This is a genomic window from Methylococcus sp. ANG (genome assembly GCF_040730495.1).
Lineage (GTDB): Bacteria > Pseudomonadota > Gammaproteobacteria > Methylococcales > Methylococcaceae > Methylococcus.
Genome location: NZ_CP160399.1, coordinates 2,417,606 through 2,432,277, shown reverse-complemented (window position 1 = coordinate 2,432,277; position 14,672 = coordinate 2,417,606). Strand labels below are relative to the sequence as shown.

Here is a 14,672-nt window from a genome sequence, read left to right as displayed (position 1 = left end):
CAATGAAAGAAAACGTGTTTGATGTGTTGATCTACCTGTTCGAAAACTATCTGGACCGCGATGCGGAGCAGGCGCCGGATCCCGACGAGATGCGGACCGAGCTGCTGGAAGCGGGTTTTCCGCAGCAGGAGATCAATCGGGCGTTCGACTGGCTGGAGACGCTGGGCGCCCAACAGCCGATGCGTGCCGCCTCCCTCCCGGCTTTCCGTATCTTTTCGTCGGAAGAGCTGGCCAAGCTGGATGTGGAATGCCGCGGTTTCCTGATGTTTCTGGAGCAGAGCGGCATCCTGACCGCGGCGAGCAGGGAAATGGTCATCGATCGCCTCATGGCTTTGAACGAGGAACCCATCTCGCTCGAAAATCTGAAATGGGTCGTCTTGATGGTGCTGTTCAGCCAGCCCAGCGAGGAAGTCGCGTTCGCGCGCATGGAAAATCTCGTTTATGAAAGTTTTCCCGGCTATATCCACTAGAGCCCGGGTGGCAGCTCCGGCCGGGACTGCAGGCGCGAAGCCGCGGCCCGCCCCCAGAGCCGTCGCCTGAGGCAGGTCTCATTCATTCATGGCTCAACACCTCGTCATCGTCGAATCGCCGGCCAAAGCCCGGACGATCGAAAAATATCTCGGCAAGTCTTTCCAGGTCTATGCCTCCTACGGGCATGTGAGGGACCTGATCCCCAAGGAAGGCGCGGTCGATCCCGACCACGACTTTTCGATGAAGTACGAAATCATCGAGAAGAACAAGAAGCACGTGCAGGCGATTTCCAAGGCCATGGAAAAAGCCGATGCGCTGTACCTGGCGACTGACCCCGACCGCGAGGGCGAGGCGATTTCCTGGCATCTTTACGAACTGCTGAAGGAGCAGCAGGTCCTCGACAGCAAGCCGGTGCACCGCGTGGTGTTTCACGAAATCACCAAGCGCGCAATCACCGAAGCCGTCGAAAACCCCAAAGCGCTCTCGGCCGATTTGATCCATGCCCAGCAGGCCCGACGGGCGCTCGATTACCTGGTCGGTTTCAAGCTTTCTCCCCTGCTGTGGAAGAAGATCCGCCGCGGGTTGTCGGCGGGCCGTGTGCAAAGCCCGGCCTTGCGGATGATCGTGGAGCGCGAACTCGAGATCGAGCGCTTCGAGGTCCAGGAGTATTGGACGATCGAGGCGGCGATCCAATCCGAGACCTGCGCGCTTTCGGCCCGCCTGACCCATCTGGCCGGCAAGAAGCTGGAGCAGTTCAGCATCGCCAACGAAGAGCAGGCGCAAGCCGCTCGGCAGAGCTTGCTGGAGCAGGCCCGCGGCAAATTGCGGGTGGTCAAGGTCGAAGAGAAGGAGCGCAAGCGCAATCCGGCAGCGCCCTTCACGACCTCGACTCTGCAGCAGGAAGCCGCCAGGAAGCTGGGCTTCACCACCCGCCGGACCATGACGGTGGCGCAGCAGCTCTACGAAGGCATCGACCTCGGCGGCGAGGCGGTCGGGCTCATCACCTACATGCGTACCGATTCGGTGAACCTCGCCCAAGAGGCCATCCAGGAATTGCGTGCGCTGATCGAGTCCCGCTACGGCAAGGACAACGTGCCGGAGCAGCCGCGCATGTACAAGACCAAGAGCAAGAATGCCCAGGAGGCGCACGAGGCGATCCGTCCGACCTCGGCGTTCCGCAGCCCGGAGTCGGTCAAGGCTCACCTGACGCCCGACCAGTTCAAGCTCTACAGCCTGATCTGGAAGCGCAGCGTGGCCTGCCAGATGATCCATGCGACCTTGAACACCGTCACGGTCGATTTCGCCTGCGGCAGTACCGACAACCTGTTCCGCGCCACCGGTTCGACCGTGATCCATCCGGGCTTCATGTCGGTGTACCGGGAAGGACGGGACGACGTGCCGGAGGAAAGCGACGAAATCTATCTGCCCAAACTGGCGGAGGGGCAGGAGGTCGACCTGAGGGACGTGATCCCCTCGCAGCATTTCACCGAGCCGCCGCCGCGCTACACCGAGGCCAGCCTGGTCAAGGCGCTGGAAGAGTACGGCATCGGCCGGCCGTCGACCTACGCGACCATCATTTCGACGCTGCAGCAGCGGCATTACGTCGAGCTGGAGAATAAGCGCTTCCATCCCACCGATCTGGGGCGGGTGGTGAACAAGTTCCTGACGGAGCATTTCAACCGTTACGTCGACTACAACTTCACCGCCGATCTCGAAGACGATCTGGATGCGGTGTCGCGGGGCGAGAAGGACTGGATTCCGCTGATGCGGGAATTCTGGGGCCCCTTCCATACCCTGATCGGTGAGAAGGACGAAAGCCTGAAACGGGCCGACGTGACGCATGAGGCGATCGACGAGAAATGCCCGGAATGCGGGAGTCCGCTTTCGATCCGGCTGGGGCGCAACGGCCGGTTCATCGGCTGCACCAACTATCCCCAGTGCAAGTACACGCGGAATCTGGCCGGCAAGGAATCGGAGCAGGCCGAGCCCGATGTCGTGGAAGGGCGGCAGTGCCCCAAGTGCAACTCGCCGCTGGTCATCAAGACCGGCCGCTACGGCCGTTTCATAGGCTGCAGCGGCTATCCCGCCTGCCGCCACATCGAGCCGCTGGAGAAGCCCACCGATACCGGCGTGACCTGCCCGGAGTGCGGCCAGGGCACCTTGATCAAGCGCAAGTCCCGCTTCGGCAAGCTGTTCTATTCCTGCTCGACCTATCCCAAATGCAGCTATGCGGTGTGGAATCCCCCGATCGCCGAGGCCTGCCCCGCCTGCCAGTGGCCGGTGCTCACCCTGAAGACCACCAAGCGCCGCGGCACCGAGAAAGTCTGTCCGCGCAAGGAGTGCGGTTATGCGGCGCCGTACGAAGGTGAGCCGCTGACCGATTCCGCCGCCTGAGCGTCGGTTCGGCGCGCGTGGCTTGGGTTTCCGGGTTCCGTGTCGGCCTTGCCGCGGACGCCCTGCGCCGGGGCCGGATAGTGGCCTATCCCACCGAGGCGGTCTACGGGCTGGGATGCGATCCCTTCAACGAAGACGCCGTTCGCCGGCTGCTGGCGCTCAAGCGCCGCAGCGAGACCAAGGGCCTGATCCTGATCGCGGCGGACGTGGAAGCCGTCGAAGCCCTGGTCGACCTCCCCCGCGTCCCGCGCAGCGACGAAGTGCGCGCGGGCTGGCCCGGGCCCATGACCTGGCTGATCCCGGCTCGCCCCGGCATTCCCGACTGGCTGCGCGGTGCCCATGATTCCCTGGCGGTCCGGGTCACCGCCCATCCCGTGGCGGCCGCCCTGTGCCGCGCCTTCGGCGGCGCGATCGTCTCGACCAGCGCCAATCTGTCCGGACACCGGCCCGCTCGAACCCCCGTGCGGCTGTGGTGCCAGTTTTCCCGGCAGGCGATCCATTTCCTGCCCGGCCGCCTCGGCGGCGCCGTTCGTCCCACCGCCATCTTCGACGCAATGAGCGGGCAGCGCATCCGCTGAAGCGGCGCGTGTCGCAAATCCGACAAAGGCGGGCCCAGTCCGCTTCTATGTGGGAGAACCACCCTGCGGAGATGCCGCCGGCAGGCCCCCCGGAGCCGATAAACCCTCGGGAAACCGCGGTCTTCCGGGCTCCCTGTGCACCCGCCGAGGCGATGGAACGCTGTTTGCTGGGAATCGTCAAACGATCCCGGAATGTGAGGAGCCCCCCATGCTCGAAATTGCCATTGTCGGAGGCGGCCTGTGCGGCCTGGCGCTCGCGCAGGGCCTGCAGGCCAGGCGGTGCGACTTTGTCCTGTTCGAGGCGCGCGGCCGGTTGGGCGGACGCATCCTGTCGGTGCATAGCGAAAAGGCCGGGATGGTGCTGGACCTCGGGCCCACCTGGTTCTGGCCGGAAATCCAGCCGCGCATGCTCAAGCTGGTGACCGATCTCGGATTGCGCAGCTTTCCCCAGCACGATACGGGCGAAGTCCTGTACCTGACCGACCACGACAAGGCGCCGGACACGCTGAGCCGGCCCGGTCTGCACGGCGGCGCCCACCGCCTCGAAGGCGGAATGGCGAGCCTGGTGGAGGCGTTGAGCCGGAGCCTTGCTCCCGGCGCATTGAGGCTCGGCCATGAGCTGACCGCCGTGACCGACCGCGGCGATCACGTGGAACTGAGCTTCGCCCACGGCGCGGAAAACATCGTCGTCGCGGCGCGGCGCGCGGTGCTGGCGTTGCCGCCGCGCCTGGTCGAGGAACGTGTTCGCTTCGAACCGGCCCTGGAAGGCAAGGTACTCGAAGCCCTGGGCGACACCTACACCTGGATGGCCGACCAGGCCAAGGCGCTGGTCGCCTACGACAAACCCTTCTGGCGCGAGGTCGGCCAGTCGGGAAATGCCTTCGTCCAGCATGAACATGTGGTTCTCGGCGAGATCTTCGATGCCTGCGACACGAATGGCGAGCGGGCCGCCCTGGGCGGCTTCTTCGCGCTATCTCCGGAGGCGCGGGCCGCGTTGCTGCCAGGCATGCCGATGCTGGTCTCCAGCCAGCTGGTGCAGGTCTTCGGCGTCGCGGCGGAGCGGGGCGAGGCGCGCTTTCAGGATTGGGCGGCGGAGCCCTATACCTGCAGCCGGAGGGATCAGGTGCCGCCGGACAATCACCCGGAATATGGCCATCCGCTGCTGCGGCGGCCGCAATGGGGCGGGCGGCTGCATTTCGGCGGTTCGGAGACCGCGAGCTACGGCGGCGGCTACCTCGAAGGCGCCCTCGAGGCGGCTGCCCGGCTCCAAAGGGCGCTCATCGTGGATCGGCCCCCGGTCGTGCCGGGTGTCGCGCGGAACGAGCAAGGCATCGCCGGCTTCGGCGAGTGGGTGGCCGCTCGGCGTGGGGGCGTTCTCGAACGCTACAAGCGATTGCTCCACCAGAATCTGGCGAGCCAGCGCACCGAGCAGCTTACCCAGCGGGCCGTGCTCGGCGTCATGGAACAGGTCTACAGCGAAGCCTTGGCAAGGCTCGGCGAGCTTTCCTTCGATCCCCCCGCCGGGAGCATCGAAGCCGGAGTCGCGGCGCTGGCGCAAGACCTGCTGGCCCCCTTCGTCGGCTTCAACAAGTTCCTGCTCGACGAGGCGATCGCGTTCAACGGCAGTTCCTGCGCGCTGTCCAATTTCCCGTCCGAGCACCGGCCTTCGTCCGAATATCTGGAAACCACGGCTCGCGACCTGGCCGCCGCCTGGCGCGAGTTCGCCTACAACGTCAACGCCCTTCTGGCGGGCCGCCTGGCCGTGCGGGCGGCGGCGTGACGAAAGCGCGCAGCTTCACAGGAGCACTCGATGCTTGAATTGGACGTAAGACTGAGCCGGGGCCATTTCGATCTGTCCGCCCGGCTCGCCATAGACAGCCCGATGACCGCGTGTTTCGGACCGCCGGGCGCCGGCAAGAGCACGCTGTTGGGCATGATCGCCGGGGTCGTGAGCCCGCATCGGGGCTGGATCCGGCTGGGCGACGAGACGGTTTTCGACAGCCGCCAGGGCGTGCGCGTGCCCGCCGCCCGCCGCCGGGTCGGCCTCGTGCGTTTCGACCCGGCCAGCCATCCAAGGCAGACGGTGGGCGAGCTGCTCCGGGACACGCACCGGAATTCGGTTCGGACCGGCGCCTTCGGATTCGCCGAGGTGGTCGACCTCCTGGAACTGGAACCTGTGCTCGAAAGCGGCGTTCAAGCCTTGTCGGCTGGCGACAGGCAGCGGGTCGCGTTGGCCCACGCGCTGATTCCGTCCCCGCGCCTGCTGCTGCTCGACGATCAGCTCGAAGTTTCGGGCGTCTCCAACTCGGCCCTGCTGCCCTATCTCACGCGGGTCCGCGATGAGCTGAACGTCCCCGTCATTTACGTCAGCCATTCGCTGGGCGAAGTATTACAGCTCACCAACCGCATGGTGCTGATGGTCAACGGCCGCGTCCTGGGGGTCGGGGATCCGCATGAAATCATCACCGACAAAATCCTTTCCACCGTCTCGGCCCTGCAGGGCATAGAGAGCGTGCTCCCCGTGACCGTGCTGGGCCATGAGGCCGAGAATGGCTGCACCATCGCCTACTACCACGGCACCGAGCTGGTGCTGCCGATGGCCGCGCATCTGGCGCCGGGCGATTCCACCCACGTCTCCATCCGCTCCAGCGACATCGCGCTGTCGAAGCAGTACCTGCGGGGAACGTCGATCCAGAATCAGATCAAGGGGCGGGTGTGCGCGGTCATCCGTACACCGGGGCATGCCGTGGTACAAATCGACTGCGGCGTCACCCTGCTGGCGGGCATCTCCCTGAAAGCGCTCCACGACATGGCTTTGCAGGAAGGAGACACGGTCTATTGCCTGATCAAGGTGCATGCGTTCTCCTACGTGGGCAACCCGTCACGGGACCGGTGTCCCGCGGATAGCGTGGAAGTACCAGCCATCCATTGAAGAATCGAGCTAATTCCCAAGGCAGACATCGATGAGTACCTATATCAAAACCACGCAGGACGGCCGCAAGGTCGAAGTCATCGGACTGGCCGTTTGCCTCGACGGCCACAAGGAAGCCACCCGCCTGGTTTCCGTCAGCGAGCACCCCAACCGGGACGCCATCCTGGCGGCGATGCCGTCGGCTACCCACATGGCGGGCCGGCTGCCGCTCACGGCGGAAGAGGCCGCCGCCGCCCAGGCGGCTTTGGATGCGGCGCGGGAGGCCTATGCGCGCAGCCCCAAAGGGCTTTCGGAACGCATTCGCGCGGTTCAGAACCAAGCCTTGGCCAACCGCGACGGCTGACCCGGCCGCGTTCGCGGATGACGAATCCTTACGAAATCTACGACCTGCTGCAGGACTATGCCGGTGCCCCGGTGCCGGTGGGCGCAGTAGCTATCGGCCTGGTCTGGACGCTTTGCGAAGCCGATGCCGTCGGGCTCTCGATGAGCCCGGGCGTTCAGACCCGTACGCTTCCCTGGGCCGGCACGCTGCGCGGCAAGACCTTGTCCGAACTGGCCGCCTGGGTGCGGGAGTTCGATCCGTACCGGGCCACGGTCGGCATGGCGGCGGTCAACGCCGGCATCGGCCGGCTCGGCCTGCTCCCGGACGGGGAGACGCTGGCGCCCAAAGCCGGCGCGAACAACAACCTTGCCGTGTTCGAACACTTCCTTGCCGAAATGCGCGGCAAGCGGGTCGTGGTGATCGGCCGTTACCCCGGACTGGACCGGTTCGCCGAAACCCACGCCCTCGAACTGACGGTCCTGGAGCGTCGGCCCGGTCCCGAAGACCTACCGGATTCCGCCTGCGAGTACCTGCTTCCGGAAGCGGACTGGGTATTCCTCACCGCCACGTCGATTCCGAACAAGACCTTTCCGCGTCTCGCCACCCTGGCGCGCGATGCCGCCACGGTGTTGATGGGACCCACCGCCCCCTGGTTGCCGGAACTCCGGCATTTCGGCATCGACTATCTGGCCGGCGTGGAGATCGCCGATCCCGGCACCCTGAAGGATACCGTGTGCGAGGGCGGCGGCGTGCGGATTTTCGACGCCGGGGTGCGCTACCGGATCGCGCCCATCGGCATGGAAGCCAGCAAGGCATGGGCGCGCCGCATGATCGCCGCGGCGGTGGCGGAGCGGGAGCGCCTCAAGCAGGACATGGAGGCATGGTATGGCCGGGGCGGCTCCATGCGTTTTCCGGAGTACGCGCAACTGGAAGCGGTCGACCGCCGCCTGTCGCGTCTCGACACCTGCTTCAAGCGGCTCTGGGACGCCTCGCCCGATCCGCTGCCGGAACGGTTTTCCGGCGTCTCCCGCTGATCCGGCGCCAATGGCCGGCGGTCATCGGACGCCCCAATAACCCTGCTGTTTGACGGGTTTTGCCGGGACAGTACAATGCGGTCGGAATCAAATCTTTCTGGAGACGGTCTCGATGGTTGCTGAAGTCAGAGTTTCGCCCGAACACCATGCGGATCCTCCGGCCCGGTTCGACGGCCATCTGCTGGACAAGCTCTGCAAGGAGACTTTGGCGTCTTCCGGCGACGCCGGCCTGCTGGACCGGCTGCGCCAGGCCTATCCAGGGTATCCGCTGCACCTTGCCCGGCTGGGACACGAGTGGTACCGCCTGGGCGGCATCGTCAAGGCGAACGGCGTGAGGATCGCGGCGGACATCGGCGAGTGGGCGGAGCGCTCCTACATCGAATGCGGTCAGAATTTCAACACGCTGCTCGCGTACTGCGAGGAAGGCGGCTTCCTGGCTACCCAACACACCGGCGTCACCCTCTATATCGTCGCCCAGACTGGGTCCCGCGCGGAGGATTTCGTCCAGATCGAAGTGGACCGGACCCAGGAAACCGCGGACCGCTACCTGATCGACGCCGAAAATCCGCCGGACGACCTGGAAGGGCTGATCGATCCCATCGAGCCGGTCGAAGTCGAGCCTTTCGCGGTGGGCGCCGCCCGCTACACCTACCGCCGCAAGACCGAGGTGGCCCTGTTCATGCGCGAACTGGGGCGCCATCGTGCGGACCGCCACCCCGCCCAGCGTTTCATGGACGACTGGAACGACAGCAGCGCAGGCCAGCAAAGAGCCTTCTGCGAGGACTGGAGCCTGCGTCTGTTCCAGCACATCGGCCGCCATGGTGAGCAGATCATGAACGTCGAGATCGTCCACAACCGCACCCGCGAAGTGCCGCGCCTGGAAGGGCCGGACGGCAAGAAAGGCAAGGCCCTGGCGGCGCTTCTCAACCGCTTCGATGCGCAGGCGGGCTACCCCTTCGCCTGGTACTTCCACATGCTCAAGGGGCTGGTTTCGCCGCATGTGGGCGAAGCGGTGCAGCGCGACCTGTCCAAGGACTATGCCTATCTGCCCGACCGCGACGCCGCCGTGCTGAAGCGGTGGGCCGCGGCGCCTTACTGTTTGTGAGCCGGGGCCCGCTCGTCGGAGCGGCCCGGTAGGCTTGCCCGCGGAGGTGCGGCGGATGTTCCGCCCGCATTGGGCGGCGGTCCGGACCTGTGGTAGAAAGCGCGGGAGGAAATCCGAAACGCAGGCAGACGAGAATGAAATCCCTCCCGCATTGGGTGCGCATGCCGTGGTTCAAGGCGCTCGCGGTGGTGCTGGCGCTGACCGGGTTGTACGCGGTGCTGGGGTTCGTCCTGCTGCCCCGGCTGGCCGAACGTTTTGCTCCGGAGCTGGCTGCCAGGTACCTCAAACGGCACCTGTCGATTGCCGAAGTCCGCTTCGATCCGTTCCGCTTCAGCCTCGACCTGCAGGGTTTCGCGCTCGACGAGGTTTCGGGCGAGCCCCTGCTGAGCTTCGCCCGCCTTTCGCTCAATCTCGACCCGGTCGGCTTGCTGGACAACACCTTGACGTTTTCCGAGGCTCTGGTCGAAAAGCCTTCGGTCGACCTGGTGGTCGACGCGGAGGGGCGGCTGAATCTCGCAAAGCTCGCGGACGAGTTGCCCGAATCGGCGGAACCGGGGAAGCGGGACGGCCAGCCCCTGGCGGTGACCTTCAAACATCTCTCGATGGTGGGCGGCAAAGTCAGGTTCGCCGACCGGTCGAGGACGGCGCCTTTCGAGGAGACGTTCGATTCCATCGATCTCGAAGTCGCCGATCTTTCCACCTTGCCCGAGGTCCAGGGAACCCACCACGTGACCGCGAAATTCCGTGAGCGCGGCATCCTGGACTGGCGGGGCGGGATTTCGATCAATCCGCCCTATTCCGAAGGCGACTTGCGAGTCGGAAATGTCCCCCTTGCGGCCCTCTGGCCTTTCGTGAAGGAACGGATCGCTCTGGCCGAACCGGGAGGGGAGCTGGGGGCCGTCGCGCATTACAGGCTGGCCGAAGGGCCTGCCGGACTCGATCTGAGCGTGAGCGGCCTGACCGCGGAAATCGAAAGTTTGAAGCTGATTCCGGAGGGAGGTTCCGAACCGATCCTGACCCTGGCCCGCCTCGAAGCGAGGGATGCCGGATTCGACCCGGCAAACCGCCTGGTCCGCGTGCCGAAGTTCGAAATCCGGGAAGGCCGCTTGCGCGCGGCCGTCGACGAAGCCGGCGAAATCGACTGGCTGAAACTGTCGAGGCCGGATGCACCGGCCGCCGCCCCTCCCGTTTCGAAGGATCAGCCGGAGCCGCCGTGGCGGGTCGAGGTCGGTGCTTTCAGTATGGCCAAGATCGGCGTCGATTATGCCGATGCCAGCCGGCGTGCTCCGGTCTGCCTCGGCGTCGGCGCGCTCGAGCTTTCGTTTGCCGCCGCCATGGAGGTCGGGGCGGAGGATTTGAAGGCGGCGATAAGCCGCCTGGCAATCCGGATGGACAACATCGCGCTGACCGCGGCCGGCGCCTCGGGGCAGCGGGAAGACCTGGCGACGCTGGAATCGCTCACGGTCGAGGACGGAAATCTGGACCTGGCCAAACGCGAAATCGCCATCGGCCGGATCGCCCTGAAAGGCGGCGGCACCCGCATCGTCCGCGAGGCGGCGGGCGGCATCCTCCCGGCGGAGGCGCTGGCGCCCAAGGCCAGCGCGGGCCGTCCTCCGGAGCCGCCGGAGGCGGGGGCATGGCGCTACGCCTTGCAGCAGTTCGTCCTCGAGGATTTCGGCGTGGCAATGGCCGACCGGACTTTCGTCCCGGCGATCGCTTACGACCTGGACAGGCTGCGGCTGAGCTTGGGGCCGGTCGCCAGCGGCGCGGTTACGCCCATGACGTTCGACGCGGCATTCGCGGTCAGGCAGGGCGGGGAGTTCAAGGCGTCGGGTTCGCTGTCCCAAAGCCTGGACCAGGCCGATGGCGAGGTCCGGTTGGAGCGGATCGATCTCAAGTCCCTGCATCCCCTGGTGGCCCGCTTCTCCCGCCTGCGGCTCGAAAGCGGGGATTTGTCGGCGCAGCTCGAATTCGGCTACCGGCAGGATTCCGGCACGGCCTTGAAGGCCAAGGGCGATCTGAGCGTGGGCGGGCTGCTCTTGAAAGAGACCGCCAGCGGCAAGCGGTTCCTGTCGTGGAAGAATCTGTCCGCGGAAGCGCTCGACTTCGGACTGGCGGAAGGGCGGCTGGCGGTCAAACAGGTGCGCATCGCCGAGCCGGGCTGGAATATGGAGATCTTCGAGGACCGCTCGACCAACATCGAGAGGATTTTCGCCGGCGACCGGCCGCCCGGCGCGGCACCGAAAGCCGTCGAGGGCCGGCGCCGGACGGAAAAGTCCAAGCCGTTGCTCGTGACGGTGGAAGCCGTTCGTGTCGAGAAGGGCGACATCGATTTCAGCGACATGTCGCTCGTCCTCCCCTTCGCCACCCGTATCCATGATTTCTTCGGTACGGCGGCGGGCCTTTCGACCCGGCCCGAGGCGCGGACGATGCTCCAATTCCACGGGCAGGTCGACCGCTACGGCGCGGTCAACGTCTACGGTCAGTTGAGCCCCCTGGCGCCGAAACATTTCGGCGACGTCAGCGTGGCGTTCCGCAATGTGGACATGCCGTCTCTGTCACCCTACAGCGCGACCTTTGCCGGCCGGGAAATCACCTCGGGCAAGCTCAACCTGGACATCCGTTACCAGATCGACGACGGCCGGCTGAGGAACGACAACAGGATCGTGCTGGAACGGTTCGCGCTGGGCGAGCGGATCGAGAGCCCCAAGGCGGTCTCGCTGCCGCTCGACCTGGCGGTCGCGCTGCTGACCGACGGCGACGGCAAGATCGAGGTATCGGTTCCCGTCGAGGGCGATCTCGGCAATCCCAGGTTCGATTATGGAAAAGTGATCTGGGAGGCTTTCGTCAACGTGATCACCAGGACGGTGACCGCGCCGTTCAGGGCCTTGGGCGGGCTGTTCGGGGGCAACGGCGAAGAGATGGGGGGCGTGTTGTTCGAGCCCGGCAGGGCCGACATCGGGCCGCCCGAGCTGGAGAAGCTCCACAAGGTCATGGTCGCTTTGGCCCAGCGTCCTCGGCTCAGCCTGGAGGTGCGGGGCGGCGTCGATCCGGACCTGGACGGGCGTGCGCTGAAATCCTTGCAGGTACGGCGGGCACTCGCTGCGAAGCTGGGTTTCCGGTGGTCGCCGGAGGAGGAGCCGGGGCCGGTTCCGTTCGACAGTGCCGCCAGCCAGTCGGCGCTCGAGGAGCTGGCCGACGAGCGCGGCGGTCCGAACGCAGTGGATAAGCTTCAGGCCGCTTTCGAAAAGAAGGAAGGCAGAAAGGTCGGGCGCATCGGCCGCGTTTCCGCCCTGGTGGGCCGCCCCAGTCCGGATTCGGCGTTCTATCGGGCGTTGTTCGAGCATCTGGTCGAAACCGCGCCGCTGGCTGCCCAGGATCTGGAGGCTTTGGCCGGCCGCCGTGCCCAGGCGGTGGCCGTAGAGTTGACGCGGCGGGGCGCACTGGACCCTGGCCGCGTCAAAGTCGGCGATACCACGTCCGGCGATGTCAGGGACCGGCGGATCGTCACCACGCTGGACCTGAGACCGGCGGGGGGCTGACTTCTCCCGCGCGATATCAGTGCGGGAACGAGGGGAGCATGCGACGCCAGGCGATGGAATCGCCCGCGAAATTTGGGTACTCTCCGATTGGCAATGGCCCCGCCCCCTTGTGCTCATCAAAGGTGGCGGGGCCGCAACGCCGAGGTGACGCTGCATGACGATACCGCTGATCGAGGTTCGCCCTCCGGTTTCCGCCGGGGGAAGGTGTGGCAGCCGGCCACTCGCCATCGTACTCCTGCTCGGCGGCCTGTTCGCTCTCGCGACGGTGCCCCTCGGCTGCGCTCTTGCCCAGCCGGACGACTACGCGGCGGCCCGCGGACGCATGGTCGAGCTGCAGCTCAAGGGGGCCGGGCGCGACATCAGTGATCCGGGGGTGCTCAAGGCGATGGCCGAGGTGCCTCGGCACGAATTCGTGCCCCAGCCGCTGCGGGAATACGCCTACAGCGACAGCCCGCTGCCCATCGGCTTCGGACAGACGATTTCCCAGCCCTACATCGTCGCCTTCATGACCGAGCGGCTCGAGCCCAAGCCCTCCGACAAGGTGCTGGAAATCGGGACCGGATCGGGTTACCAGGCGGCCGTGCTGTCGAAGCTGGTGGCGGAGGTTTACACCATCGAGATCGTCGAGCCGCTGGGGCAAAGGGCCAAGGCCGACCTTCAGCGCCTGGGCTTCGGCAACGTGAGGGTCCGGATCGGAGACGGCTACCGGGGCTGGCCGGAAGCCGCGCCTTTCGATGCGATCATCCTGACCAGCGCTGTGAGCGACGTGCCGGAGCCTCTCATCGGACAGCTCAAGGAGGGCGGCCGGATGATCGCGCCGCTCGGCCCGTCGTATTACCAGGATCTGTATCTGCTGAAAAAGCAGGGCGGAAAACTGGAACGGCGGGCGGTCCTTCCGGTCCGGTTCGTCCCCATGACCGGCGAGGTCTTGAGGGGGACGAAGCCGTGATGCGGCATTGAGCGTCGACGATGCAGGAAGTACGCCGATTCGGCCTGCCTTCCGCCACCTTGCTGGTAGTGGCCAGCATGGTCGGTTCCGGCGTTTTCACGACCGGCGGCTTCCTGCTGGAAGCGTTGCGATCGCCCTGGCTGGTCTTGCTGGCCTGGCTGGCCGGCGGAGCGATCGCCGCCTGCGGCGCCCTGAGTTACGGCGCGCTGGCGCAGCGTTTTCCGGAATCGGGGGGAGAATACCTGTTCCTGTCCCGTACCCTGCATCCCGCCGCCGGCAATGTCGCCGGCTGGGTGTCCCTGGTGGTGGGTTTTTCCGCGCCCATGGCTGCCGCCGCTTACGGTTTCGGCGAGTACCTGGCGCCCTGGACGCCCTGGCATGCGCCTCAACTGACCGGAACACTGCTGCTGGCCGCCTTCGCCTTGCTCCACGGCGCGCACGGCCCGGTGGGTACCGGGGTGCAGAACTTCGCCGTCGCGTTCAAGCTCGTGCTCATCACGGGCTTCGTTGTGCTGGCCTGGCCGCGGCTGGCCATCGCGCCGCTTGCCACCGGATCGAGCGAGGGCGCCGGCTTCGGCGCCTTCTTTTCCTCGCTCATCTGGGTCTCGTTCAGTTATTCCGGCTGGAACGCCGCCGTCTACCTCGGCGGCGAAGTGCGCGATCCCGAACGCAGCCTGCCGCGGGCGCTGCTGCTGGGCACCGGCCTGGTCACCGTGCTCTATCTGGCGCTGAACACCGCGTTCATGTTTTCCGCCGCTCCCGAGGCACTGGCGGGCAAGGCGGACATCGGCCGTGCCGCGGCGCTCGCGCTGGGCGGCCCCGTCTGGGGGGATTTTCTGACCCTGCTGGTGGCTTTCGCCCTGTCCCTCTCTGTTTCGGCCATGATGATGGCCGGTCCCCGCGTCAGCGCGTGCATGGCGCGGGACGGGTATCTCCCGCCCTGGTTGTCGCTGCATGAAGACGGCGCGCCCAAACGGGCGACGTTCCTGCAATGCGCCCTGTCTTTGGCGCTGCTATGGAGCGCGGGCTTCAAGGATTTGCTGACCTACACCGGCTTTACCCTCGGGTTGAGCACCGCGGCGACGGTCTTCGGCCTGATCCGGCTGCGGCTCAAGGAGGGTGATGCCTGCCCGGTCATCGGCTGGCCGTGGGCGCCGCTGGTCTACCTGCTGGCGGTCCTCGCCATGACCGCCGCCGCCTTGGTCCGCCAGCCCCAGGCTGCTTTTTGGGGGCTTGCCACGCTGCCGGCGGTTTGGGCGCTTTGGCGCATGGGCGCCATCTGGTCCGGAAACGCCCGCACCGGCTCCGGTTGACGGACTTCCCGGGTAAAATGGCGGCACCGAAA

General features: G+C 66.2%; 11 protein-coding genes. All 11 read left to right on the top strand.

Annotation, left to right across the window (positions count from 1 at the left end; translation table 11 throughout):
* Nucleotides 1-2: 2 nt before the first annotated feature.
* The 11 genes from ABZN20_RS11825 (at nt 3) to ABZN20_RS11775 (ending at nt 14,640) form a co-directional block, all read left to right on the top strand.
* Nucleotides 3-470: a DUF494 family protein gene (locus ABZN20_RS11825; protein WP_218808528.1), complete on the top strand. Its 468-nt coding sequence runs from the start codon at nt 3-5 to the stop codon at nt 468-470.
* 88 nt (nt 471-558) lie between these two features.
* Nucleotides 559-2,865 carry a type I DNA topoisomerase gene (gene topA / locus ABZN20_RS11820; RefSeq protein ID WP_367025385.1) on the top strand — a complete coding sequence of 769 codons (2,307 nt, stop codon included), beginning with the start codon at nt 559-561 and terminating at the stop codon, nt 2,863-2,865.
* Nucleotides 2,866-2,882: 17 nt separating this feature from the next.
* Nucleotides 2,883-3,443: an L-threonylcarbamoyladenylate synthase gene (locus ABZN20_RS11815; protein ID WP_367025384.1), complete on the top strand. Its 561-nt coding sequence runs from the start codon at nt 2,883-2,885 to the stop codon at nt 3,441-3,443.
* A gap of 208 nt (nt 3,444-3,651) precedes the next feature.
* A complete protein-coding gene (locus ABZN20_RS11810; protein WP_367025383.1) occupies nt 3,652-5,223 on the top strand; it encodes a flavin monoamine oxidase family protein in 1,572 nt (523 codons plus the stop codon).
* A gap of 30 nt (nt 5,224-5,253) precedes the next feature.
* On the top strand, nt 5,254-6,375 hold the full coding sequence (locus ABZN20_RS11805; RefSeq protein WP_367025382.1) for a molybdenum ABC transporter ATP-binding protein: 1,122 nt from the start codon (nt 5,254-5,256) through the stop codon (nt 6,373-6,375).
* Nucleotides 6,376-6,406: 31 nt separating this feature from the next.
* The gene (locus ABZN20_RS11800; protein ID WP_367025381.1) at nt 6,407-6,718 is read left to right on the top strand and encodes a hypothetical protein; all 312 of its coding nucleotides are present in this window, start codon (nt 6,407-6,409) and stop codon (nt 6,716-6,718) included.
* Nucleotides 6,719-6,735: 17 nt separating this feature from the next.
* Nucleotides 6,736-7,731, top strand: coding sequence for a DUF364 domain-containing protein (locus ABZN20_RS11795; RefSeq protein ID WP_367025380.1), 996 nt, complete (start codon nt 6,736-6,738; stop codon nt 7,729-7,731).
* A gap of 112 nt (nt 7,732-7,843) precedes the next feature.
* Entirely contained in the window at nt 7,844-8,836 is a 993-nt protein-coding gene (locus ABZN20_RS11790) for a hypothetical protein (protein ID WP_367025379.1), read from the top strand.
* Nucleotides 8,837-8,970: 134 nt separating this feature from the next.
* Complete coding sequence (locus ABZN20_RS11785) at nt 8,971-12,378, top strand: DUF748 domain-containing protein (RefSeq protein WP_367025378.1); 3,408 nt, start codon at nt 8,971-8,973, stop codon at nt 12,376-12,378.
* A gap of 154 nt (nt 12,379-12,532) precedes the next feature.
* Nucleotides 12,533-13,327: a protein-L-isoaspartate(D-aspartate) O-methyltransferase gene (locus ABZN20_RS11780; protein ID WP_218808537.1), complete on the top strand. Its 795-nt coding sequence runs from the start codon at nt 12,533-12,535 to the stop codon at nt 13,325-13,327.
* Between the two features lie 20 nt (nt 13,328-13,347).
* Nucleotides 13,348-14,640, top strand: coding sequence for an APC family permease (locus ABZN20_RS11775; protein WP_218808538.1), 1,293 nt, complete (start codon nt 13,348-13,350; stop codon nt 14,638-14,640).
* Nucleotides 14,641-14,672 lie beyond the last annotated feature (32 nt).